General features: G+C 47.9%; 22 protein-coding genes. 17 read left to right on the top strand and 5 right to left on the bottom strand.

The genetic code is table 11. The features are described from left to right. Nucleotides 1–10: 10 nt before the first annotated feature. From mobH to EOE65_RS04780, 4 genes are read left to right on the top strand one after another with little or no spacing between them, the layout of a single operon-like run. On the top strand, nucleotides 11–2,161 hold the full coding sequence (gene mobH, locus EOE65_RS04795; protein WP_127693175.1) for a MobH family relaxase: 2,151 nt from the start codon (nucleotides 11–13) through the stop codon (nucleotides 2,159–2,161). A 48-nt stretch (nucleotides 2,162–2,209) separates the two neighbouring features. Next, complete coding sequence (traD, locus tag EOE65_RS04790) at nucleotides 2,210–4,030, top strand: conjugative transfer system coupling protein TraD (RefSeq protein ID WP_032469909.1); 1,821 nt, start codon at nucleotides 2,210–2,212, stop codon at nucleotides 4,028–4,030. Between the two features lie 57 nt (nucleotides 4,031–4,087). Next, nucleotides 4,088–4,600, top strand: coding sequence for a hypothetical protein (locus EOE65_RS04785; protein ID WP_476739122.1), 513 nt, complete (start codon nucleotides 4,088–4,090; stop codon nucleotides 4,598–4,600). After that, a complete protein-coding gene (locus EOE65_RS04780) occupies nucleotides 4,587–5,222 on the top strand; it encodes an IncC plasmid conjugative DNA transfer DtrJ family protein (protein WP_127693174.1) in 636 nt (211 codons plus the stop codon). The genes EOE65_RS04785 and EOE65_RS04780 overlap by 14 nt, the downstream gene beginning before the upstream one ends. A gap of 26 nt (nucleotides 5,223–5,248) precedes the next feature. On the opposite strand, the gene EOE65_RS04775 is transcribed toward EOE65_RS04780, so the two are convergent. Further along, entirely contained in the window at nucleotides 5,249–5,836 is a 588-nt protein-coding gene (locus EOE65_RS04775; protein ID WP_012368385.1) for a hypothetical protein, read from the bottom strand. A 288-nt stretch (nucleotides 5,837–6,124) separates the two neighbouring features. On the opposite strand from EOE65_RS04775, the gene traL reads away from it, so the two are divergent. The 6 genes from traL to traA all read left to right on the top strand — a co-directional run bounded on the left by traL (nucleotide 6,125) and on the right by traA (nucleotide 10,231). Beyond that, on the top strand, nucleotides 6,125–6,406 hold the full coding sequence (traL, locus tag EOE65_RS04765; protein WP_000433891.1) for a type IV conjugative transfer system protein TraL: 282 nt from the start codon (nucleotides 6,125–6,127) through the stop codon (nucleotides 6,404–6,406). Continuing rightward, entirely contained in the window at nucleotides 6,403–7,029 is a 627-nt protein-coding gene (locus tag EOE65_RS04760; RefSeq protein WP_000667170.1) for a TraE/TraK family type IV conjugative transfer system protein, read from the top strand. The genes traL and EOE65_RS04760 overlap by 4 nt, the downstream gene beginning before the upstream one ends. Continuing rightward, on the top strand, nucleotides 7,010–7,912 hold the full coding sequence (locus tag EOE65_RS04755) for a hypothetical protein (protein WP_420846520.1): 903 nt from the start codon (nucleotides 7,010–7,012) through the stop codon (nucleotides 7,910–7,912). Before EOE65_RS04760 ends, EOE65_RS04755 begins: the two co-directional genes overlap by 20 nt. Continuing rightward, nucleotides 7,912–9,201: a TraB/VirB10 family protein gene (locus EOE65_RS04750; protein WP_127693173.1), complete on the top strand. Its 1,290-nt coding sequence runs from the start codon at nucleotides 7,912–7,914 to the stop codon at nucleotides 9,199–9,201. Before EOE65_RS04755 ends, EOE65_RS04750 begins: the two co-directional genes overlap by 1 nt. A gap of 74 nt (nucleotides 9,202–9,275) precedes the next feature. Further along, nucleotides 9,276–9,848 carry a type IV conjugative transfer system lipoprotein TraV gene (gene traV, locus EOE65_RS04745; protein ID WP_164847019.1) on the top strand — a complete coding sequence of 191 codons (573 nt, stop codon included), beginning with the start codon at nucleotides 9,276–9,278 and terminating at the stop codon, nucleotides 9,846–9,848. Further along, on the top strand, nucleotides 9,845–10,231 hold the full coding sequence (traA, locus tag EOE65_RS04740) for a TraA family conjugative transfer protein (protein ID WP_127693171.1): 387 nt from the start codon (nucleotides 9,845–9,847) through the stop codon (nucleotides 10,229–10,231). The genes traV and traA overlap by 4 nt, the downstream gene beginning before the upstream one ends. 65 nt (nucleotides 10,232–10,296) lie before the next feature. Here the strand turns inward: traA and EOE65_RS04735 are convergent, their stop codons facing one another. Next, complete coding sequence (locus tag EOE65_RS04735) at nucleotides 10,297–11,217, bottom strand: nucleotidyl transferase AbiEii/AbiGii toxin family protein (protein ID WP_127693170.1); 921 nt, start codon at nucleotides 11,215–11,217, stop codon at nucleotides 10,297–10,299. Continuing rightward, nucleotides 11,207–11,743, bottom strand: coding sequence for a type IV toxin-antitoxin system AbiEi family antitoxin (gene abiEi, locus EOE65_RS04730; protein ID WP_127693169.1), 537 nt, complete (start codon nucleotides 11,741–11,743; stop codon nucleotides 11,207–11,209). The genes EOE65_RS04735 and abiEi overlap by 11 nt, the downstream gene beginning before the upstream one ends. Before the next feature lie 378 nt (nucleotides 11,744–12,121). Here abiEi and EOE65_RS04725 point away from each other — a divergent pair, with 378 nt between their 5' ends. Genes EOE65_RS04725 through traN form a run of 7 tightly spaced genes read left to right on the top strand, consistent with a single transcriptional unit; the run spans nucleotide 12,122 to nucleotide 21,891 of the window. Further along, a complete protein-coding gene (locus EOE65_RS04725) occupies nucleotides 12,122–12,814 on the top strand; it encodes a DsbC family protein (protein WP_127693168.1) in 693 nt (230 codons plus the stop codon). Continuing rightward, a complete protein-coding gene (gene traC, locus EOE65_RS04720) occupies nucleotides 12,814–15,213 on the top strand; it encodes a type IV secretion system protein TraC (protein ID WP_127693167.1) in 2,400 nt (799 codons plus the stop codon). Before EOE65_RS04725 ends, traC begins: the two co-directional genes overlap by 1 nt. Further along, a complete protein-coding gene (locus tag EOE65_RS04715) occupies nucleotides 15,206–15,553 on the top strand; it encodes a plasmid-related protein (protein ID WP_127693166.1) in 348 nt (115 codons plus the stop codon). The genes traC and EOE65_RS04715 overlap by 8 nt, the downstream gene beginning before the upstream one ends. After that, nucleotides 15,537–16,049 carry a S26 family signal peptidase gene (locus EOE65_RS04710; protein WP_206052615.1) on the top strand — a complete coding sequence of 171 codons (513 nt, stop codon included), beginning with the start codon at nucleotides 15,537–15,539 and terminating at the stop codon, nucleotides 16,047–16,049. Before EOE65_RS04715 ends, EOE65_RS04710 begins: the two co-directional genes overlap by 17 nt. Before the next feature lie 7 nt (nucleotides 16,050–16,056). Beyond that, nucleotides 16,057–17,184, top strand: coding sequence for a TrbC family F-type conjugative pilus assembly protein (locus EOE65_RS04705; protein ID WP_240656917.1), 1,128 nt, complete (start codon nucleotides 16,057–16,059; stop codon nucleotides 17,182–17,184). Continuing rightward, complete coding sequence (locus EOE65_RS04700; protein WP_127693164.1) at nucleotides 17,168–18,196, top strand: TraU family protein; 1,029 nt, start codon at nucleotides 17,168–17,170, stop codon at nucleotides 18,194–18,196. The genes EOE65_RS04705 and EOE65_RS04700 overlap by 17 nt, the downstream gene beginning before the upstream one ends. A gap of 2 nt (nucleotides 18,197–18,198) precedes the next feature. Next, nucleotides 18,199–21,891 carry a conjugal transfer protein TraN gene (traN, locus tag EOE65_RS04695; RefSeq protein ID WP_127693163.1) on the top strand — a complete coding sequence of 1,231 codons (3,693 nt, stop codon included), beginning with the start codon at nucleotides 18,199–18,201 and terminating at the stop codon, nucleotides 21,889–21,891. 162 nt (nucleotides 21,892–22,053) lie between these two features. Here the strand turns inward: traN and EOE65_RS04690 are convergent, their stop codons facing one another. Together EOE65_RS04690 and EOE65_RS04685 are read right to left on the bottom strand one after the other, a co-directional pair. Then, nucleotides 22,054–22,581, bottom strand: a complete 528-nt coding sequence (locus EOE65_RS04690; RefSeq protein ID WP_127693162.1) for a hypothetical protein — start codon at nucleotides 22,579–22,581, stop codon at nucleotides 22,054–22,056. 147 nt (nucleotides 22,582–22,728) lie between these two features. After that, a partial coding sequence (locus EOE65_RS04685) for a transposase (RefSeq protein WP_164847018.1) occupies nucleotides 22,729–23,069 on the bottom strand: 341 nt, incomplete at its 5' end.

The raw sequence follows: 23,069 nt of genomic DNA, 5'->3' as shown, positions 1-23,069 counted from the left end.
GAGGTTCACTATGTTCAAAAACCTATTTTTTCAAACAAAAGCACTACCAGAGCTGTCATCGCAACTGGATGCAGAAATTCCACGCTACCCGCCATTCCTGAAGGGGTTGCCAGCTGCGTCACCCGAGGATTTGCAGTCCACACAAGACGAGCTAATTGCCAAACTGCGCCAGGTACTTGGATTTAATCAGCGTGAGTTTCAAAGGTTAATTCAGCCCTGCATTGATCATCTGGCTGCTTATGTTCATTTGTTGCCAGCTTCTGAGCATCATCATCACAGTGGTGCGGGTGGTTTATTACGTCATTCGTTGGAAGTTGCTTTCTGGGCGGCACAAGCAGCGGAAGGGATTATCTTTGTTGCCAGTGGCACTCCGGTTGAGAAAAAAGAGCTAGAGCCAAGGTGGCGTGTTGCGGCTGCTCTTGGCGGTTTGTTCCACGATATTGGTAAACCCGTTTCAGACTTGTCCATCACGGACGAAGATGGACGCTATCAGTGGAACCCTTTTTTAGAAACCTTATCTCAGTGGACCACTAATAACAGCATTGAACGCTATTTCATTCGCTGGCGCGACGGACGGTGCAAGCGGCACGAGCAATTTTCAATTCTCGTGTTAAACCGGGTGATGACACCTGAGTTGCTCGCCTGGTTAACCCAGCCGGGCCCTGAGATTTTGCAAGCCATGCTTGAAGCAATTGGCAATACCGATCCCGAGCATGTCCTTTCTAAATTGGTCATTGAAGCTGACCAAACCAGTGTCCAGCGAGACCTGAAAGCTCAACGAATTTCCGTTGACGACAATGCCCTTGGAGTCCCAGTCGAACGCTATCTACTTGATGCCATGAGGCGATTACTTGCCAGTTCCCAGTGGCTGGTCAATCAGCGAGACGCCAGAGTCTGGTTACGAAAATCGAATCAATCAACCAATCTTTACCTGGTTTGGAAAAGTGCGGCTAAGGAAATCATTGAGCTGTTGGCCAAAGACAAAATACCTGGCATTCCAAGAGATCCCGATACCCTTGCGGACATCCTCATTGAGCGAGGATTGGCCACTAAATCCGCCTCAAATGAGCGATATGAAAGCCTTGTCCCCGAAGTGCTGATCAAAGACGGCAAGCCAATCTGGCTACCCATGCTGCATATATCTGAGGCCGATTTATTGTTCAGCTCGAATGTACCAAGTGGTGTGACACTGTTTAACAAATCTGAGTGGGAAGCAACACAGCAAACACAAGCAGAGTCACAGAGTCGCTCCAGTGAGCATTCAGACTTGCCTGAAGAGTCATCATCAATCGAACTCAGTAATTCGGCTGAGTCCCCATCGTCAAAATCGTCCGACCAAGATGATGAACTTCGTCATGCCAGTGATGTTAATCACCTTCAGGAAAATGAAAACGTTCCGGGTGATGGATGTGAAAAGCCTAACAATTCATATGATGGCGCTATCTCAAATAACCTAAACCAGCACGATGCAGAGGCATTGAATCTCCCTGAATCTTTGTCGTGGCTTCCAGAGGCCAGCAGTGCGTTGGTTATGGTTGGTGAACAGATACTGATCCGCTATCCCGATGCCGTAAGACCTTGGTGTGCCCCCCGAAAACTACTTGCTGAACTCAGTCGATTAGATTGGCTTGAACTAGATCCGGCAAACCCGACACGTAAGGCCAGAACGGTGACTACGAATGATGGCGTTCAGGAGCAAGGGTTGCTGCTAAAAGTGTCAGTTTCGAAAGGGCTAACTGCACTGATAGACCTCTCCAAACAAGACGAAGAACCGGCGGCAGCAATTCAGAACGAAGAGGCTTCACAGCGTCCTAGTCGAACTGAGACAGCCAATGCCCAAGCAAAAGAGCCCGCCACAAGAGCGGAACGTAAGCAAAAGCCGATTGCGGCCAATGCGAACTCAAGTACAGACCCCAAACACGCGCAGCGGCAACAGATGGTTAATTTTGTGAAAGATTTGCCCATCTTACTGACCGATGGCGATTACCCAGACGTGGATCATAGTGCCGATGGTATTCGCGTCACGATTCAAACCTTACGCCAAGTCGCCAATGAGCATGGCATTCCAGCCGGACAGCTGCTTCGGGGGATCTCGGCCAGTGACCAATGCCAGTTTGATGAGGGGGAAACGGTTCTGTTTACCGCTCACGCTAAACGTTAATCCATTTGAAGTTAAGCGGATTGTAAACGGTTATTTTGCGGAGCATGAATGAAAGAAAACGCATACGAGATGCCCTGGCGCACGAACTATGAAGCCATGGCAGCAGCAGGTTGGCTGGTTGGGGCAACTGGGGCAATTGCCGCAGAAATGCTGACAGAGTTACCACCTGAGCCATTTTGGTGGATGACAGGGATTTCCTCGGGCATGGCGTTGTATCGCCTTCCTGAGGCTTACCGTCTTTATAAATTACAGAAGGGGCTAAAAGGCAAACCATTGGCATTTATGGAGCTGTCGCATTTGCAAAAGGTGATGGCAAAACATCCTGATGAATTGTGGTTAGGGTATGGCTTTGAGTGGGATCAACGTCATGCCCAACGCGCTTATGAAATCCTAAAGCGGGATAAGCAAACCTTGCTTAACCAAGGTCACGGCAAGCAAATGGGTTCAACCTGGATTCATGGTGTTGAGCCCAAAGAAGAAGATGTGTACCAGCCAGTTGGTCACACTGAGGGGCATACCTTAATAGTTGGTACGACCGGTGCCGGAAAAACCCGATGCTTTGATGCGATGATCACTCAGGCCATTTTGCGTAATGAAGCCGTGATTATTATTGATCCTAAGGGAGACAAGGAACTTAAGGATAATGCGCAACGAGCCTGTATTGCCGCCGGTAGTCCTGAGCGCTTTGTGTATTTTCATCCGGGTTTTCCAGAGCATTCAGTACGTCTTAATCCCCTGAGAAACTTTAACCGAGGCACTGAAATTGCCAGCCGAATTGCGGCCTTAATCCCATCCGAAACCGGGGCTGATCCATTTAAAGCCTTTGGACAAATGGCACTGAATAACATCGTGCAAGGTCTGCTGCTTACTTCACAACGTCCTGATCTGAAAACACTGAGAAGATTCTTGGAAGGTGGCCCAGAAGGCTTAGTAGTAAAAGCCGTCACGGCTTGGGGTGAGCAGGTGTATCCGAACTTTAGTGTGGAGATTAAGCGCTTTACCGAAAAGGCTAATACATTGGCAAAACAAGCCATGGCGATGCTGCTTTTTTACTACGAACGCATTCAGCCCGTTGCCGCCAATACTGATTTAGAGGGGCTATTGAGTATGTTTGAACATGATAGAACCCACTATTCCAAGATGGTGGCCTCACTGATGCCGGTACTCAATATGCTCACATCAAGTGAACTAGGCCCATTGCTATCACCGATTGCAAACGATGTGGATGACAGCCGGTTAATTACGGATTCTGGCCGTATTATCAACAATGCCCAAGTGGCCTATATCGGCTTGGATTCATTGACCGACGCCATGGTTGGCAGCGCCATTGGTTCGTTGCTTTTATCCGATCTCACCGCCGTGGCCGGTGACCGCTATAACTATGGTGTTGAAAATCGTCCCGTAAATATCTTCATCGATGAGGCTGCTGAAGTCGTCAACGATCCCTTCATTCAACTGCTCAACAAAGGCCGTGGCGCAAAAATGCGTTGTGTAATTGCTACTCAGACCTTTGCTGACTTTGCAGCTCGTACAGGCAGTGAAGCTAAAGCTCGCCAGGTGTTAGGTAACATCAACAACTTGATAGCCCTTCGGGTGATGGATGCCGAAACGCAGCAGTACATTACCGACAATCTGCCTAAGACTCGGTTGCAGTACATCATGCAAACTCAAGGTATGTCGTCCAACTCGGACAGCCCCGCGTTGTTTACCGGCAATCATGGCGAGCGCTTGATGGAAGAAGAAGGCGATATGTTTCCACCGCAGTTATTGGGCCAGCTCCCCAACCTAGAGTACATCGCCAAGCTTTCAGGTGGCCGCGTGATCAAAGGTCGCATTCCTATTTTAACCAGCTCTACACAGGCAGCATAAGGAGTCTGTATGCATCATTCTGTCTGTCTGAAAATGACAACACTTACCAGTAAAGAAATGCTCGCTCAGTGGCAGCAACATAACCCCCAGTTCAAGGAAACCTTAAGACTACTTGAAACCGACTGGCCTCATGCTTTGGCCTCGGTGTATTGCTTGGCGGACTACTTAACGGATGCGTTCACGTTAGATGGCCATTCCATCTTTGATTTGTGTCTGTGTAATGGTTTGGGCAGTTACGAAGAAGTCAGTTGTGATGATGACAGTGTACGCCTTTGGCATTTCATTGAGGCACTGACCTGGACTGCCGCCAGTGCTTTAACGGGGATTCGCCTGCGTGATCCTGACCATTTCGAGTGGGCCGCTGTGGATGGTGTCTATTTCCACTCCTGGATTCGTAATCGTCCAAATCGGATGGTGTATCTGACTGAAGGACGCATCGAGGTGCGTTATGTCAGTGGTCATACGACGACAAAGCGGCTTCAACAAGTGATTAAAGCCCGAATTATGACGCCAACCGTTGCAGCCATGCTGGCCCGAGTAGAAGAGGATATTTGGCATGAGCAAGCATAAGTCGGTTTGGCTGCTGTGTCTGGCGCTGATGCTAGAGATTATTGCCATTAGCGTGTTAGTGCCCGGTGATTGGACTGGCCGGGTCATTAGTAAAGAGAAGCAGATGATCCAAAACCAATTGGGCGCACAAACAAGCTATTGGATTGGTCAAACTAGCCATGGCTGGTATCAATCATGGGTTGTGGATACGCAGATGGAACAATCTGTGCGTAATTTTCTAATCCCCACTGAAGAGCAGCGAATGCGCTCTAAAGGGATGGAGAACATGGGAGGCTTTTGGTTTGTCTGGGTAGAAGACCGCATTCAGGCATTTTTTGATGTGCTGTACCAAGTGTTCACTCGATTTGCTTTGCTGATGGTCTGGTTGCCCTTTGCGCTTATTCTCATGTTACCGGCGCTGTGGGACGGCTTGATGACCTGGAAGATTAAGAAGACAACCTTTGATTTTTCGAGCCCTATTATTCACCGCTACAGCATGATTATCCTGGGCTCAGGTGTCATTTTGCTGTTTATGGGATTGTTCGCCCCGCTGGCTATTCCACCGGTGGTGTTACCGTCGCTGATCATCGGCTTGGCATTGATGGCAGGGTTGGCGTTAAGTCACTTGCAGAAGAAGATATGAGGCCTGTCAGGCCTCATCTTGTAGAGCTAAAACCTCACGCCTACGGTATTACCGTTCTCGTCTTCAGCAGGCAAATGGTAAGTATCAATAAGGTGGCCTTGAAGCCAAATATATTGCGGCATCCAAAACGAGTACTGTCGTATAAGAGCCAATACTTCTTTCAGCGGTTTGTTTGCATGAGGCTCGGCAAGACGGAAGTACATGAATGAGCAATAATCTCGAAAATACTCATGAAGCTCTGAATCCGATAGCGTTTCTTTTAGCGGCCTGTTTTGTTCGTCGTCCTCATCAGGGGAATTGGCATAAATTTCGAATAGCTGCTTTTCAGTGAGCATCTCCAAGAAGTGGTCTTCAATTAAAATTCCATCACTGGTATCGACATCCATACCATCTTTGACATCAAAAGCCATGACACATCCTGAAGATAATGCCACTTCTGTTGGTTTCAGTACGTCATTAGCTTGTACAACCTGATGCCAATGATTAAAACCAACAGAGATTGCAATTTCATCGAGTGCTTGAGTGTGTGGAATAGATTTTTCACGTTTAAGCTTTCGTGCTTTTTGCTTTAAACGTTCAACCGTGGCAGAGGAAATGATTTTAGTAATTTGCATTGAGTTTCTCCTATTAGCGAATACGGTGCCCACTGCCGAGGTCGCAGAAAAAACCTAAGCAAAAAATAAATTTGATATGCATGTCGTCCCGTCCGGGTTTGCTAAAGTGGGCAGCTGGTCTCGACACGACCAATATCCCCATCATATCAACCGCATCAAAAAGATCAATTGTTAGTATTGTCTGAGTAGAACCCTCAAAACCTTCAAGAATTCGGCATCTAGCTGACCACTGAACCTGCCAATCCCAAGGCATCCTTCACTTCTCAATTCAAACAACGAGGAGTGACTATGGAACCTGTGAGTATTCCGTCCTATATCGATGACCCGCCGCACTTCCTGCTTTGGAGTGCCGATGAGATGGCTCCCATTCTGTTGGGGCTAGTGATCGGCATTTTTACCGGTAATGCCTTGGTTTTATGCCTGTTGGGGTTGGTGACAACCAAGCTCTATCGGCGTTTTCGTGATGGTCGCCCAGATGGTTTTATTCTTCACGCCATCTACTGGGCCGGGCTGTTGCCAACCAAAGCCAAGACAATCCCTAACCCATTTATCAGGAGCTATCTGCCGTGAAGTTCGACGTGTTTTTAAAATCATGGCAAGGCACGCAATTAGAGAACCGATGGCAACGGTTCCTGATTGCGGTGCTGGTGCTATCTAACTTGCTGCTTGCGGTAGCGGCATTTTCTCGCAATACCGTGGTAGCTATTCAACCACCAACCTTGTCTGAAACGGCTGAAGTGTCACGAAACCAAGCCACTCAACCTTACCTGGAGTCCTGGGGACTTTACCTAGCTGAGCTTATGGGCAACGTGACACCGGGTAATGTGTCTTTTATCCGGGTTGCTATCGAGCCGCTGCTTTCTCCAGCGGTGTACCAGCAAGTGGTCGATGCACTGGAGATTCAGGCAAGACAAATCCGCGAAGACCGAGTCACGCTCAAATTCCAACCCAGACAAGTGGAGTATGAGTATGAAACCGGCCATGTCTTTGTGACCGGTTATTCCTTGGTCTCTGGACCATCTGGAGATGAGCAGCGCCAAACTCGCACCTATGAGTTTGATATCGATATTGAGCAATACCGTCCAAAACTTAGCTGGATGGATACGTATGAGGGGCAAGCTAGAACGAAGCGAGTTCGTGAAAAGTTGACCCAAGAGCAAAACCGGAGGGTGAATGATGCGAACCAAAATTAGTCGATGGATGACACCAAGCTTAATCGCAATGAGCTTGAGTGGCGTCCTGTTATCTCAAGCGTCGTATGCAGACGTGGAATTGCCAATTGTGCCAGCCAGTGTGATGAAGCAGTCTGCTACTGCAAATCCACCGGTTCAAAGCAATACGGTTGCAACCGATGCGCCAACAACGCTACTGATGACACCGGGTGTTAATGAACTGATCCCTGTAGCACTTGGTCATCTGAATCGGATTGTAACGCCGTTTGAATCGCCTCAGGTGAGAACAACCAGTGATGCTCAGACGCAAATCAAGGGGAATGTTGTATATGTGGCCACGGACAAAGAATCACCGGTTTCACTTTACATCACTCCGCCTGGTCAGGAAGCGCCTGCGTTATCTGTCACCTTAGTACCTCGTCGTATTCCACCGCGTGAAATCACCTTAGCTATTGATGGTCAGCAGTGGCCTATTAAGGGCGTCGTGAACCGAAAAGCCGCCACTTGGGAAACGGCTCAGCCATACGTCGATAGCTTACGTGATTTACTCAGACGCCTTGCACTAAATGAGTTACCACAAGGCTATGACATCCGTTTAGCTGGCCAAACTGACACAAGCCCGAAATGTTTTCAGCCAGGTTTAAAGTTTGGTTTTAAGCAGGGGCAAATTGTGACGGGACATTACTTCACCGTCTATGTAGGACTGGTTGAAAGCTTTGCCGATGAGCCGATAGAAGCCAGTGAAATAGCCTGTCATACAGCAGATATAGTGGCAAGCGCCTACTGGCCGCGCAATATCTTGTTGCCGGGTGAAAAGACTGAGTTGTATGTGGTTGTACGCAATCATCGTGAAGAAGCGGTGGAAAGTCAGCGACCTTCGCTTCTTGTGGGAGGTGAGCTTTGATGAAAGCACAATGGGAACAAATGAGCCCGAATATGAAGCGGGGCCTATCGGTTGCTGGAATTGCTGGTGGTCTCATTCTTATGGTGATGGTGTTTTCACCTAATCCTGATGATGGCGCGAGCAGTCGGAACCGACAGGAAACGATCCGGCACATTCTTACGGATACCAATACTCGTGATGTTGGGGTCGATAGTTTGGCTGCGAACGTGAAACTACTCAGTGAGCGCAACGAGCAGTTACGCCGAGAAGTTGAACGCTTGCGTCGTGACGTTGACTCAGGACGGTTAAGCCCAGGTTCGCCTTCTATACCCAGTGAGGTCAATGCGGAGTTGGCTCGCCTTCGAGCGGAACTTGATGATGTTCGCGCTGGAGGTGATGCAGCAGTTGAAGGCACAAATAGCCGTTTCGAAGTGCCTTTATCTGCCATGGAATTGCCTAAAGACGAAAAGCCACTGCCGTCTAACCCAGACGACTATTTTGCCAATGCGCCGCTGCCTGATCCGCTCTATCAGCAGCCAGCCAATGGCCAAGGTACACGAGCTCGGGATGTTCCATTGCCGCCAATCACGATTCGTATGATTGAGCCTGAAGTGGTTGCCGAACCAGACGTTGTTGTGCAAGACGCGCCGCCTTTGTATTTACCGGCAGGCAGCATTATCTCGGGTACTTTGATCACGGGTTTGGATACACCTACTCACGAGTCCGCAAGACGCGAACCTTTTCCTGCATTGCTGAGGATTCAAAAGGAGGCCATTTTACCCAACCGATTTAGAGCGGATATAAAAGAGTGTTTCTTGATCGCCGCAGGTTACGGTGATTTGAGCTCTGAGCGTGCCTATTTGCGAGGCGAGACCATTTCATGTGTGAGAGAGGATGGTGGCGTCATTGAAACGCGACTGGATTCTTATGCCGTGGGTGAAGACGGCAAAGCCGGTATTCGTGGCCGATTAGTGTCGAAACAAGGGCAGCTGGTGGCCAAATCGATGATGGCCGGATTCCTTCAGGGCTTGGCAGGCGCATTTGATGTGAATCCTGTTCCGACGATTCAGACGGATAATGCCGGTGATACTCAGCTGTACCAGCAAGTCATGAGCCAAGAAGCATTACAAGGCGCTGCGATTAAAGGCACAGGTAAAGCATTGGATCGAGTGGCCAAGTTCTATTTGGACATGGCTGAAAATATGTTCCCAGTCATAGAGGTAGACGCTGCAAGGAAAATTGAAGTCATAGTCACTCGTGGTGCCTCGTTGTCGTTGGCCACTTCGCAAGGGGGAGGTGCAAGAAGATGAAAAAATCCTGCATGTTGCTAACCGATCGAAGTCCGTTTCAGACAATAAGATGTGTATCCAGAGGAGAGTTAACCATGACGACATCAATGCAGAACAACCCAAAGCACCAGTCAAAACAGTGGTCTAAAGCTGGATTACTTTTATTGGCAGTCGGCTCAACCTTATTGTCTGGCTGTAGTTCATTGGGTATTGGGAGTAGTGAATATGGATGCCCAGGTATGCCTGACGGTGTGCGCTGTTTATCCGCTCGTGAAGTCTATGAGCTTACAAGTAATGGAGCTGCACCCAAGACGATTGATGCTGTGGCGACTCGAATTGGTTCTCCCTCTGGGTATTCACAATCTGATTTAGAGACAGGACTGCTGAGCCATCCAGCATTACCTGAGACGCAGCAATCTGCACCGATTCGCATTCCTTCGAGGGTGATGCGGATTTGGATTGCGCCTTGGGAGGATGACCGTGGAGATCTGAATTTATCCAGCTACGTGTTTACCGAAATTGAACCGCGCCGGTGGGATATTGGGGTGTCAGCACCTCAAACGGTTTCGCCAGTGCTACGTCCACTTCAGACTCAAAGCGATTCAGCCTCAGCGGGAGCTGATGGTAAGCGCGATAACTTGAGTATCTACGGAGAAACTAACGAATGACAAATGCAGTTCGCAGCATTCAGACTCAGCGCCTAATGACCATTGGTGCGCTTGGTTTGATGGCGTTAATGATTTCGGAGCCCTCATTTGCGGGCACCGGTGGTGGTGCTTTCACTGATGTGTGGGATACCCTAAAAGATTGGACCCAAGGTACTTTGGGACGGATCGTAGCGGGAGCCATGGTTCTGGTGGGTATTGTGGGCGGTATCGCTCGCCAAAGCTTGATGGCCTTTGCCTTGGGCATTGGTGGCGGTATGGGTCTCTACAATACGCCAACAGTCGTTGAAAGTGTCATGTCTGCAACTTTACCTGTTGTTGCCAGCACTCAAGAAGTCATTGGCACAACTGTTCCAGCAATCAGCGCCGTTTTACTGGGCACTTGATAAACTGAATAGAGACCTTTAAAAGGTTTGGGTCTACAAAGTCACTGCTTTGTGGACCCAATTTTTTACATTTTAAATTCATTATTAGTAACGTTGCCTAGTAATTCGTTACTCACAATTTTAAATAGTTTCGCCAAAGTATTTTGCAGGTAAACTTGAAACTTATCCTGAGCTAGGGTTCTATCAAATACATCTGTTGGTAAGAAACGTTTCATTTCTGCAATGAACGCTTCACTAGATACAATACCAGGAAGTCGGTCTAGAAAGTTTTCCAACATTTTGTTGAAGTGCTCAAGTTTATAATCTGACACCTTGTTTTTAACTAAGTCCATATTGAGTGTCGCGCCTTGTTGCTGTAACCAAGCTAAATCCCATATATCTCGGTGGCGCACATACCTTGTAGTGGCAGGCAAGGAAATGATTTTATCCGCCATGACTTCATCCAAGCTTTCTGTCAAAATTAGCGTATCACTGTATCCATCAGGCAAAAAATCATAGTTTATTTGAAGAGGTTGGGGCTCTCTTGTATAGGCTGGAATGTTTGCCACTTCTACTTTAATTTTTTGTTTTGGCAGATCTTTTCTCTCAGGAGAAGTCACTACCGCTATTTGCCACTTATCAATGCTCAATTCAGAATATTTGGGATCTTGCTTTAGATCCTTTGGTTCTTTTACTGTCACTTCAAGCCCGTAGCGTTCGCCAATGTACTTTTCTATACAATGTTTCATGTCTGCCAACATTGCTGAGCTGAAATCCTTCCCGCCAGCAAAATCCAGATCTTCGCTGAAACGATTGCCTCCATAACAAAGTCGTAACGACGTGCCACCTTGAAAAGTTAGTTTGTCTAGAAGTCCACCTTTCTCTAGCGCAAATAAAATATCGTAGTGTAAGAGCTCTTTCTCTATCACTGAACGCATATGAGATACATTTTCAACCTGCATTGCTTTATTCACCAATAGCGCGAAATTTTCTTGATCAATTTTCATATAGCCCATCCTTGCTTACTAAATGTGTATTTCGGCCAACTCGTTTTAAGTCTCTGTATGCAGTTTGTTTCGTTGCTAACCTAAGTGGTCTGCCGACTAAACTGGTATTTTCTATAATATCGATTGGATCTCGTTTCGTATGCGTAAATTCAATTGTACCCAAAGGTGTTTTGAATTCACCGGAACGCCCCGTTGTCATAACCGTTAAGCGATCTACTGGAATTTGCGAAATAACACCGAAATCAGAAAGTGCAGACTCCAGGCTAATGTAGTTATATTCTCCACGTCGAATAGTTTTAGCAATTTGCTCCAACGTATCGCTGCCTTTCGACTGCGCTAAATTGTATAAATACACACCATTAATGATTCGGGTGAGTAAGCCATCGTCTTGCAAACGTTTAATTCCCGCACGCAATGCTCGTTCATTATCTTGATGAAAGATTTTCGCCAGATCTGAATTAGTAAAAACACAGCGACCACGCTTGTCATATTCTAAGAGCTTTTTAATTGCCTCAGCCTTTTTCACAATACGCCTCTAGTTATCAAGGATGACACTTAAACATGTCATAAGTGTAGACTTAATTTTCACGGAGCACAAGTGTACAATAATGACGCTAAAAGGTGTCAAATTTGTCAACTTGACTTCTGGAGGTATTAAAAGGACTTGGTTAGTTTACACAGTGATGAATTTTAACACCCAGAGTGTGAAAAAGCGGGTTTATATAAACTAGATGAATTGGGGGAAGCCTGTAAGGCTGCCAGAATGAAAGCTATACCTGAACTAATAGTGCGCAACAACAAGTGGCACCTTAGCAAGGCATCCAATTCTTCAATCTATCTAACCGAGTCCACATAGGACAACTGCATAGACTGGAGCCTCTATTTACATTAACGAGGACTCCTCATGCGAAAACTATCTCCAATTATTCTGGCGCTTGCGCTATCTCCTTTGGTTCAAGCTGAACCCGTGTCTGAAGTGTCGCCCGTTGGCAAAATTGACGGCATGGTTTCTTTACCTGTCACGGGTATGAAAGCGGTCGAAAGCAATGGCCGTATTGTTTTCATGTCAGACAGTGGCCGGTTCGTCATTGATGGCACGCTCTATGATGCCTGGTCCAAAAAGCCGCTTACCAGTCTTGAAGAAATTCGAGAAGCGGGAAACTCGCTGGATTTAAGTCGCCTTGGCTTAAAAATGGATGATTTGAACCCACTGACGCTGGGCGAAGGCAAAAAGAAAGTGGTGGTCTTTGTTGACCCCCGGTGCCCGCATTGCCATGAGCTTTTGAAACAAGCCTTACCGTTAACCAAAGAATACACCTTCCAAATACTCCCTGTGCCAGTGCTTGGTCCTGATTCAGAGCGTCAGGTTCGCCAGCTTGGCTGTGCGCGTGACAAAAAAGCGGCCACCGATGCATTGCTCAATGGCCGGATTGGTAACCTAGAACAGGATGATGCCTGCAACTTAGAACCAATGCAGCGTACCTTGGTGACGGCTCAAATCCTGGGCATTCAAGGTGTGCCTTTCATCGTCGCCAATGATGGTCGCATCAGCCGAGGCCGTCCTTATGATCTTTCTGCTTGGTTGGAGGGGCGTTAATGAAAGCCTCTCTGTATTCAGGGCAACGCGCTTCAGAGCTGTTGCCAGTATTGGCCTATTCAGACGATGAGCAACTGTTTTTCATGGAAGACCAGAGTGTTGGCTTTGGTTTTCTATGTGACCCATTGCCTGGTGGTGATGAGTCTGTTGCAGACAGGGTTAATGTTCTACTTAACAACGACTGGCCAAAAGACACTTTGCTGCAATTTGGCCTGTACGCATCCCCTGATATTCAAACCGACCTTCAGCGCATGATGGGCTTACGGCATCGTCAATCCGATCCATTGCTTAGGGCGTCGATACGCAAACGTGCGGATTTCCTCGATGGGGGCACGGTTCAACCGATAGAAGAATCGACCCAGACTCAGGTGCGCAACTTTCAACTGATCGTCACCTGCAAATTGCCTTTGGAAAGTCCTATGCCGACTGAACGTGAATTGAGTCGAGCATCCGCGCTGCGGGCTTCTTTCTCGCAAGCGTTGGCAACGGTTGGTTTTCGTGTTACTGAGATGACCGACCGAAATTGGCTCGCAGCATTAAGTGCGCAGCTTAACTGGGGAAAAGATGCTTCCTGGCGCAATCCATCACTCATTCGAAGTGAGGCAGATAAACCACTTCGAGAGCAAGTGTTGGATTATGACCGAGCTATCAAAGTGGATAGCCAAGGTCTGATGTTGGGTGATTACCGAGTTAAAACCTTATCGTTTAAGCGCTTGCCTGAGCGGATCTGGTTTGGTCATGCCGCAAGTTTTGCGGGCGATATGATGACGGGTAGTCGCGGTTTACGCGGAAGCTTTTTGCTGAATGTCACCATTCACTTTCCTTCAGCCGAGGCCATGCGATCTCGTTTAGAGACGAAGCGTCAATGGGCGGTCAATCAGGCCTATGGCCCAATGCTCAAGTTTGTGCCGGTGCTTGCAGCCAAGAAAAAGGGGTTTGATGTTCTTTTTGAGGCTTTGCAAGAAGGTGATCGTCCTATTCGGGCAAATTTGACCTTAACGCTGTTTTCACCAACGGAAGAGGCGTCCATCAGCTCTGTTTCAAATGCTCGAACCTATTTCAAAGAACTTGGATTTGAGCTGATGGAAGACAAGTACTTCTGTTTGCCCATTTTCCTGAATGCCTTGCCATTTGGTGCTGACCGCCAGGCGATGAACGACTTGTTTCGATTCAAGACCATGGCGACACGGCATGTGATCCCTCTGTTGCCTTTGTTTGCGGATTGGAAAGGTACAGGCACGCCAGTGATTAACTTTGTTTCCCGTAATGGCCAGATCATGAGTGTGTCCCTTTATGACTCGGGCAGTAATTACAACTGTTGCATCGCGGCGCAATCAGGGTCGGGTAAGTCTTTCCTGGTGAACGAAATCATCTCTTCCTACTTATCTGAAGGCGGGCAATGCTGGGTGATTGATGTTGGCCGCTCTTATGAAAAGCTGTGTGAAGTCTATGACGGTGAGTTCTTACAGTTCGGGCGGGACAGTGGCATTTGCTTAAATCCGTTTGAAATCGTTGAGGACTATGACGAAGAAGCGGATGTACTGGTTGGGTTATTGGCCGCAATGGCCGCACCTACGCAGTCATTAACCGATTTTCAGATGGCCAACCTAAAGCGTCAGACTCGTGAACTGTGGGAGAAAAAAGGTCGTGCCATGTTGGTTGATGATGTGGCAGAGGCTTTAAAAAATCACGAAGACCGACGTGTGCAAGACGTGGGTGAGCAGCTCTATCCGTTTACGACACAGGGCGAATATGGCCGCTTCTTTAATGGCCACAACAATATTCGCTTCAAAAACCGTTTTACCGTTTTGGAGTTAGAAGAGCTCAAGGGACGCAAGCACCTACAACAAGTGGTGTTGCTTCAGCTTATCTACCAAATCCAACAAGAGATGTACTTAGGTGAGCGGGATCGTCGCAAGATTGTGTTCATTGACGAAGCCTGGGATCTGCTGACTCAAGGTGATGTCGGTAAGTTCATCGAGACGGGTTACCGTCGATTTCGAAAATATGGCGGCAGTGCTGTAACGGTAACGCAGTCGGTCAACGATTTGTATGACAGCCCTACAGGTAAAGCCATCGCTGAAAACTCGGCCAATATGTACCTGCTTGGTCAAAAAGCCGAAACCATCAACGCGCTCAAAAAAGAAGGTCGTTTGCCATTAGGTGAAGGCGGCTATGAATACCTGAAAACCGTTCATACCGTCACTGGTGTCTATTCCGAAATTTTCTTTATTACTGAAATGGGCACCGGGATTGGCCGTCTCATCGTCGATCCATTTCACAAGCTGTTGTACTCGTCCCGTGCAGAAGATGTAAACGCGATTAAGCAGTTAACGCGCAAAGGCCTTTCTGTTGCTGATGCCATTTCTCAGTTGTTGAAGGAGCGAGGCTATGAATAAGACCACGCTTTGGCCATTTATGGCCTCTATTACTTTGTCTATTGCAGGCAGCGGTTTAATGACCAGCTGGCTCTTAATGAAAACACTCGAACCCATTCACAGCCAGTTGGCGTTAAGTACGCCCATTGCAGTCGTGGATTTTGGGGAGGCGGTGTTGTCACTGGGCCCCAATGCCAGCGAACAAGACATCGAATCCAGGTTGCTTCAGACCAATAAGCAAATTGAAAAGCTAAAAGCAGCCGGTTTTATCGTGCTGGATGCCCAGGCGGTGGTGGGTGCTGATGATTCCGTATTTGTGCCAGTAGGCTCAAAGGAGGTGTCTCATGCAGATACTCCGTAAAAGAATGCCTTGGCGGCCATATCTCATTCGGTTGACCATTCTTGCGTTAATCATGGCCATGGTAGGCACCTACGCCATGATGCGCTACCGAATAGGTATTGATACCCAGCAAGAGCGCTGCCTGCCTGATACCACGGTGTATCTGATTGACCTATGGAATAAAGAGCCCGTTAAGGATGGTTTGTATGCCTTCCACTCAAAAGGACTCGCTCCGTTATATAACGACGGTACTCGGATGCTGAAACGCCTAACAGGGATGCCAGGGGATGAAGTCAAGGTGACGCCTGAGCATGTACTGGTGAACGGTGCTGAAGTCTCTACCGGCATGGCATTAGCCCAGCGTCTTGGTGTGGCGGAATCACAATTTAGCCGCTCATTGACGCTGCAAGAAAACGAATATTGGTTTTCCGGTGAGGCTGCAACGAGTTTTGACTCCCGCTATTGGAATGCCGTTAAGCGCGAGCAGATTGTTGGTCGCGCTTGGCCGCTTTGGTAGGAGGTGGATGATGACAATACTATGTCTCTTATTCTTGTTGGTTGCTCAATTGTCTTGGGTTCAAGTGTCCTGGGCACAAGAGTCTTATCCTTTGTCTGACGAAGACAAAAAGATCGTCGAAATGAGCCGCAGCATTTTACAAAGTGCTGTGGATGGTTCATCTGAATTTATCGAGCCTTTTTCACCGATTGAACAACCTGAGTCGCTCAAACACAACGATGAATGGTTGATTTTTGCGTCGTCTTCACTGGGAAATGCCTCACTGAAGCAGCTATTTAAAGAGGCCAGTGCTACCGGCGCTATTGTGTTGTTTCGGGGAATTCCTGAAGGAAAGACCTTGGGGGCGGCTATCCGTGATTGGCATACCCTGATGACGGGGCTTGATCCTGTTCCTCAGGTTCGAATCGATCCGAAAGCCTTTGTGCACTGGCGGGTAACTAGCGTGCCTGCCATTTTCCTCATAGAAGATGACAAGGTGACTGCAAGTGCACTAGGGGTTTACAGCAAGGACTGGTTGCAGCGTCAAATTGAAACAGGCAATACCGGTTCATTGGGTCAACGCGGTCCTATTCATTCGATTTTAGAACCGGATTTGATGCAAGTGGCGATGCAGCGTTTACAGTCGATTGACCTGAGTGCGTTAAAGAAAAAAGCCATTGAGCGTTTCTGGTCTCGCCAAACATTTACTGAGTTACCCAAAGCCACGCAGTATCGGATAAGAATGGTTGATCCAACCATCGTCATGCAGCGGCCACTATTGGATGCCAATGGCCGAACATTGATCCCACCAGGAACGCGTATTAACCCGCTAAAAGCCTTGCCGTTCACTCAGCAGCTTGTTGTGTTTAATGCGTCGAACGCTGAAGAAGTGGACGCAGTAGCGCATTGGCTTGAGACGCAAGATAGGACACTGCGCCGCATTACGCTTATCACCACGCAGCTCGACCGTGCCCAAGGCTGGAATCGCCTCAATGCGCTCGAAAAGACATTGGATAGTCCGGTTTACCTTCTCAATACCTCGCTAGCGCAGCGCTTTGATCTGCAAGTCACCCCATCGTTTGTTCAAGCAAAGGGGCTCGCGTTTGAAATAGAAGAAATTCCAGCAAAGGAGCTTGTTCATGAAAAAGCTCAATAATACGTATCGTCTTTTGAGAACTCTCGTTGTCATATTTGTCCTAGGCGCATCTATTCCTGCAAAAGCCGAACTGACCTGCCCAGACGCGGGTTTATTGTCGGGTAAGTTGCTGACGGATGTTTGCTGGTCATGCATTTTTCCTATCCGAGTTGCGGGTCTTCCTCTTGGCTCTGGCAGTGTCCCAAGCGGCGCATCAAACAAGTCATTTTGCTTATGTGAAGATAACTTAGGCGTTCCAAGGCCAGGTATTGTTACCAGCATGTGGGAGCCAGCGCGTTTAATTGAACTGGTCAGAACGCCGGGTTGCTCGCCTTCCCTGGGAGGGATTCGTTTACCGTTAGGTGACAGGCGACTGCAAGGTGGTCATGGCGAGGGTGAATACGATACCGGTGATCTCGCTTTCTACCATTACCATTATTACGCCTTTCCGCTTTTGGTCATGCTCGATTTGTTCATGGATGGCAATTGCAATGCCGATGGTTACATGGACTTTGACTTGATGTATTTGTCGGAATTGGACCCAACGTGGCTGAACGATGAACTGGCCTTTTTTACTCAGCCTGAAGCGGCTGCCGTTGCCAATCCATTGGCTATATCTGCTTGTACCGCTGACGCTGCTTCATCAACGCTTGGTAAACCCATCGACCAGTTGTTTTGGTGTGCTGGCAGTTGGGGCCATCTCTATCCCTTATCTGGCCACACCTTAGCCTTTGGCTCATTAGCAGAAAACACCAGCCACTTAGCGGCGCGAGCAATCGCGGCTCAACACAGGCGTGGTCTTGCTAGGCGAACAATGGGGAACAGTGCGCTATGCCGATCTGTTATCGAACCCATGCTGCCGAAATCCCAATACAAGATGAGTATGTTCTTCCCTGTACCGGAAACTGAAAGTGCGCATGTCATCGGTGAAAGCACCATGAAATGGGGAGAGTGGCGAACGATCCCCGGTGCCGGTGAAGATGCGCTCTACATTTTGTGGCGCTGGCAAGACTGCTGTAACTCGGGAGGTTAACTATGAAACCAACACTTTTTACCCGAGTGTTAGCGGGTATTTTATCAATCACTATGGCGTGCTTGCCCTTACATGGTGTGGCCGCTGATGTGCAGCGCCAATCCGGCCTAAGCGGACAACAAGAAGGTAAGCAATTACTGCAAAACTGGACGATGCCAGCACTCAATGGCAATACATTGTCGGTGCCGAATGGCAGTGGAAATGAGACAATTAACTTGCAAGAGCTTTTCCCTGGTATGGATCAGGGCTCATTGGATGTCTTAACGGGCGTTTATGGTTCTGATGCCAGCATGAATCAATTGGGGACGCAGCGCCAAGAGAGCATGGCATCCGAAAGTGGCGCTACGGGTGAGGCGTTTCGCTCGCTCCAGCAAATCAAAGACAGGTCTCGGCCAGATATGGTCAATGATCCGCTTTGGGCATTAACTGATGCGGTTCAAACTGACCCCAATTTATTAACCCAAAGCTTCCCCGGCTGTGAGTCTCAAGGTGAAGGCAGCCCAAATTACCAGCAATGTGACAGGCTCAATACAGCGGTTAACAGCTGCACTATTACTCACGATTACACGGCAGGCATCATTGAGCATGTTTCAGGGCCGATGAACCTTCGCTCTTGTGGTGAGGGGTGTCTTGAAGTTTGGATAGGACGAATTGGCGACAACTACTGGAGTGGCCGTTGTAAGGTGTTTGAACAGGCCATCACACTCAAAGTTGTGAATCCCGATGCGATTACCTCAGCCGTTCTTGAGTACGCCAAATGGGATGACTACATGCAAGTTTGGCTTGGCGATCAGAAAGTCTGGTCTGGGCCGAACAATAACTTTCCACCAGAAACGGCAGGTCGCTGCGAACTCAGTACCAGTTGGGAGCGCAATCCAAATACCGATCTCACTGCCAAGCTAAAAGCGGTAGAGCCCGGTTTAGAAGTGCCGGTAAAAATTCGCGTATCGGTAACGGGTAGTGGTGAGGGTTATGCACGCATCAAGGTGCGCTTTGATCCAACCAAGGTGGTGATGAATGATAGTTGGTCACCACAGTCCTGTATCGAACAAGCAGCGGATATCCCGACGAAGTTTTCAGACTACAGCATTCAATGCACGGATCAGCCTTCTTCAACCAACGGCTGTACGGTGGTCAATGGTGTTTCAGTTTGTGAATCCTACTTTGCCCCAAGCCCAGTGGCTGGCATATCGCCTTTGTGTCGGCGTGTACAAGTCAGTGTGGATGATGAAAGCTATAAGGGGATTGAAAATCTGGCCTGCCAAGTGCTTGAAGCGAATCCTTCCTGTGGATTCATGTCGTCAGAATGTGCCGAAACCAATGATAAAGGCGAATGCAATCGTTTTACCGATACCTATGACTGTGGATTGCAAACCAGCGATCCAAAGTGTGTGGTATCCAACCTTATGCCGAGTAGTTTTGAGGCCTGTGAGCCTACTCAGACGATTATGCCATTTACTGAAACCAAGCATGTACCGGATTACCAGGTGTGCGAGAAGATCAGCACGCTTACTCAGTGTCAGTTAGAGCGACGTGTATCCGCTGAAACCCATCAACAAAGCTGGTCTATTGAGCGCGGTTGCTTTAGCTCTGAAACGCTCAGCTTTGTTCCACAGCACAGCAGCACTATGCAAACTGCAAACGCGACGCTGAGAGTGTTTGATAATCAAAATACTGAGATAAAAATCACCGAGTCGCCGTCCAAGGCAAATGGCTGGAAAACGACACTCTCATTGACGGGCAACAAGGAGACGGTCACAGAGACGAAACCGTCCATTAAATACCCTGAAATGACCTGTCCAAAAGGAACCTTGGTTGGCTCATTGTGCAAGGTCGTTAATGGGTCGATTATTTCGTGGCATGAACCGCAGGAAGTCACGCGTTCCAGATGTGAGTCCGGCTGGAACAAAGTCGATTTCGATACTTGCAGCCGAGAAGTTCAGAAGTGTTTGGCTCCTGCGAAACTGAGTGCTTCCTTGACCTTCTCTGGCAAATACTTAAAGCAAGACGTTGTTCATCAATCAAGTGATCCGGGCATAGACCAATGCTTGATGCAAACGGATCAGTTCACTGCGGTGCAGTGGCAGTGTTTGGATACGAGCACAAAACGAATCGACGGGTTAACGGCTGGTAGTAGCGAGTTGGCCAATCTTGGAAGTCTTTATCCGGCTGTTGTTTCTTCTCCTGCTCATTTAACCAGTCGTGGCAGCTCTGATGGACTGGGGCTCTCATGCTGGAGGGCAAGAGCGACCTACAATGCTTCGACTGCTCATCCAGAGTTCAACATGGGCAGCTCAGATAGCTGGGTAGATGCCAATGGTAATACACAAACCATCGTCAATAACGGACAAAATACGACCACCAATACGTGTGCCGCGCTAGAGCAAAACCCGGCCTGTCAGTATGTCAGAACCGAATGCACTGAAGGCGGGGCTGGTCATGAAGGCTTCTGTTATATCCAAAGTTTGGTGTATGACTGCGGACAAAGCGTTGAAGTGCAAAACGCTCGAATGGAAACTCAATACAACTGTGAGGGGCCAGTTCGCTGTATGGGCACTGATTGTCTAGAGCCAGAGTCAATCAAGCAGGCTAATTTTGCAGAAGCCGCTGCAATGCTTAATGCGGCGCAGTTTATGACCAATGATATGTCATGCACGGGCGCTGATGGCCAAGATAGCGTCGAGTGTACGGTTTTTAAAGGTAATGCAGGCCAGTGCAAAAAAGCCGTTGGCGGCATAGTGGATTGCTGTGAAAAGCCAAGTGGCGTGTCGTTATCAGATTACATCACAATGATAGTGGCGGTTAACAAACTTGATACGGCAGTCATGGCCATGAATCCGTCTTCGGCAATCTATGGTTCGTGGAATACGCTTAGGGAACCAATCACGAGTACCTGGAGTGCGGTTAAAGAGCCTTTTGTGTCTGCATGGGACTCTCTCATGGGGGCTGGGCCATCAACGGCTGCTGGTGCGGGAGCGGAGCAAGCTGCGACTGGCTTTATGCAGGTGTTGACCAACAAGACGGCTGAATGGGTAGGTACGACCTTTGGTTCGGGGGCGCAATCGGCACTGTTTAGTAACGTTGGTGGCGCGGTTGGAGCCGATGGTGTCGTTTCGGGCGGTAACTTTGCCCTGGGGGGCGCTGCGGGCGCGGTTCTGAGTACGGTTATGACGGCCTACATGATTTATTCGGTCACCATGATCCTCATTCAACTTATCTGGAAATGTGAGCAGAGTGAGTTTGAAATGAACGCCAAGCGGGTATTGAAGAGTTGCCACTATATAGGCTCTTATTGCAAGTCTAAGTTCTTAGGAGCCTGTGTTGAGAAGCGGCAATCATATTGCTGCTTTACTTCGCCGCTTTCACGGATCATTCAGGAGCAAGTACGTCCGCAATTGGGCCTTGGCTGGGGCAGTGCGAAGTCTCCAAACTGTGAAGGTTTGACCGCGAGTCAGTTAAACCAGGTAGATTGGAGCCAAGTCAATCTGGATGAATGGATAGGTATCTTGTCAATAACAGGCAACCTACCCGAAGTACCGTCACTGGATCTGGAACGACTCACAGGCTCAGGAAGTACGCTAAACGTGGATGGAAACCGTCAAAGTGCCGCAGACAGAGCTATTGAAAGGCTAAACGGAATGGATGCTCAGAAACTGCGTCAGGAGGCGACGGAAGAAATTTCGGGGAATAATTGAGCGTATCCATCTAAAACAGCTTTACCAATAATGTTCCATATTGGTTACTTTAATGAGCGTAATGCGCCTTAAGGTAACCATTTTAGCACTTTGTGGTTGCTATGATTTTTCTTCTAGGATGTTTCAATACTTGATGCGGATATGATTTTTTAAGTGCAAATATCAGCGACTAGAAACCCTAGAAAAATATTTATGTTGAGAAATGATGTTATTCTCACAATGCTCTAGATCTTTGATGTCTAAAACGGAAACTCCTAATGCTGCATCGTTAAGCTTTTTATAAATAAGTGAATCCGTACGAACCATTCTTGCTAGTTGACTTGACCAGGCTGTGCAAAGCTTCTTGTATATCAATGGATCACTTTTTGTAAATGTTAATACTAGACCAAGATACCCAAGCCAATCAGGAAATACGCAGTTTTTTGAAATCTTTACTAGGTCGGTAGTTATGCAGATATCAACTATTTTACGCTGTTGTTCTGGAGTAAAAGTATAGGGGAATTGCCCAATTTTAACTGAGTAATTTGTTTGTTGTTTTTTCACCAACCAATTATCTTCAAGAGGGTGTTTACCCCGAGTTAGTTCAACTAGACCAAATCGAAAATGAATTTGACCACAGGTAGAACAGTTTAAATTCCAGCACCATTTTTCTTGTGAAGCTAGCTCGATCATTGCTTCAAACGCATTCATAAATGCCTCTTAAGGATACTACGAACAAGTCAGGTAATTTTGGTCTGACTTGCTCCGCACGCCAACAATACTTCAAATGAGCCAATTAGCCCCAGTTTTCTCACTATTACGCTGCTCTGAGCAGCTAAAATCCGTCATTTTGACGGATTAACCCCGCGCCGCTCGTATCATTTGATCAACACGCAGGATCTTTCCAAGCGCAAACAGCACGGCGAGCTTGTTATCATTTTTAGACAGGCCTTTGTAGACGGCCTTGCGGAACCCAAACTGACATTTCAGCATTCTAAACGGATGCTCAACTTTCGCTCTGATACTCGCCTTTAAGTATTCCGTTCGGATTCGCTGCTTATTGAGACGGGGATGCTTTTTCCAAGCACGTATCTTGCTAGGCATCTCTGCCACTAACCAATCGACTTTCCTATCCTTTGTTTCTGTCCTCTTTTCTACGCCACGGTAACCCGAGTCCGCTGATACAAATGATTCATTAC

It is taken from the genome of Neptunomonas marina, assembly GCF_004005935.1.
GTDB classification, from domain to species: Bacteria; Pseudomonadota; Gammaproteobacteria; order Pseudomonadales; family Balneatricaceae; genus Neptunomonas; species Neptunomonas marina.
Note: the sequence above shows the minus strand (reverse complement) of the source record. Positions and strands in the feature narration are given on the sequence as shown.

Coding starts and splice junctions, on each gene's coding strand:
- mobH (WP_127693175.1), top strand. CDS start 11: ATGTTCAAAAACCTATTTTTTCAAACAAAAGCACTACCAGAGCTGTCA.
- traD (WP_032469909.1), top strand. CDS start 2,210: ATGAAAGAAAACGCATACGAGATGCCCTGGCGCACGAACTATGAAGCC.
- EOE65_RS04785 (WP_476739122.1), top strand. CDS start 4,088: ATGCTCGCTCAGTGGCAGCAACATAACCCCCAGTTCAAGGAAACCTTA.
- EOE65_RS04780 (WP_127693174.1), top strand. CDS start 4,587: ATGAGCAAGCATAAGTCGGTTTGGCTGCTGTGTCTGGCGCTGATGCTA.
- EOE65_RS04775 (WP_012368385.1), bottom strand. CDS start 5,836: ATGCAAATTACTAAAATCATTTCCTCTGCCACGGTTGAACGTTTAAAG.
- traL (WP_000433891.1), top strand. CDS start 6,125: ATGGAACCTGTGAGTATTCCGTCCTATATCGATGACCCGCCGCACTTC.
- EOE65_RS04755 (WP_420846520.1), top strand. CDS start 7,010: ATGATGCGAACCAAAATTAGTCGATGGATGACACCAAGCTTAATCGCA.
- EOE65_RS04750 (WP_127693173.1), top strand. CDS start 7,912: ATGAAAGCACAATGGGAACAAATGAGCCCGAATATGAAGCGGGGCCTA.
- traV (WP_164847019.1), top strand. CDS start 9,276: ATGACGACATCAATGCAGAACAACCCAAAGCACCAGTCAAAACAGTGG.
- traA (WP_127693171.1), top strand. CDS start 9,845: ATGACAAATGCAGTTCGCAGCATTCAGACTCAGCGCCTAATGACCATT.
- EOE65_RS04735 (WP_127693170.1), bottom strand. CDS start 11,217: ATGAAAATTGATCAAGAAAATTTCGCGCTATTGGTGAATAAAGCAATG.
- EOE65_RS04725 (WP_127693168.1), top strand. CDS start 12,122: ATGCGAAAACTATCTCCAATTATTCTGGCGCTTGCGCTATCTCCTTTG.
- traC (WP_127693167.1), top strand. CDS start 12,814: ATGAAAGCCTCTCTGTATTCAGGGCAACGCGCTTCAGAGCTGTTGCCA.
- EOE65_RS04715 (WP_127693166.1), top strand. CDS start 15,206: ATGAATAAGACCACGCTTTGGCCATTTATGGCCTCTATTACTTTGTCT.
- EOE65_RS04710 (WP_206052615.1), top strand. CDS start 15,537: ATGCAGATACTCCGTAAAAGAATGCCTTGGCGGCCATATCTCATTCGG.
- EOE65_RS04705 (WP_240656917.1), top strand. CDS start 16,057: ATGATGACAATACTATGTCTCTTATTCTTGTTGGTTGCTCAATTGTCT.
- EOE65_RS04700 (WP_127693164.1), top strand. CDS start 17,168: ATGAAAAAGCTCAATAATACGTATCGTCTTTTGAGAACTCTCGTTGTC.
- traN (WP_127693163.1), top strand. CDS start 18,199: ATGAAACCAACACTTTTTACCCGAGTGTTAGCGGGTATTTTATCAATC.
- EOE65_RS04690 (WP_127693162.1), bottom strand. CDS start 22,581: ATGAATGCGTTTGAAGCAATGATCGAGCTAGCTTCACAAGAAAAATGG.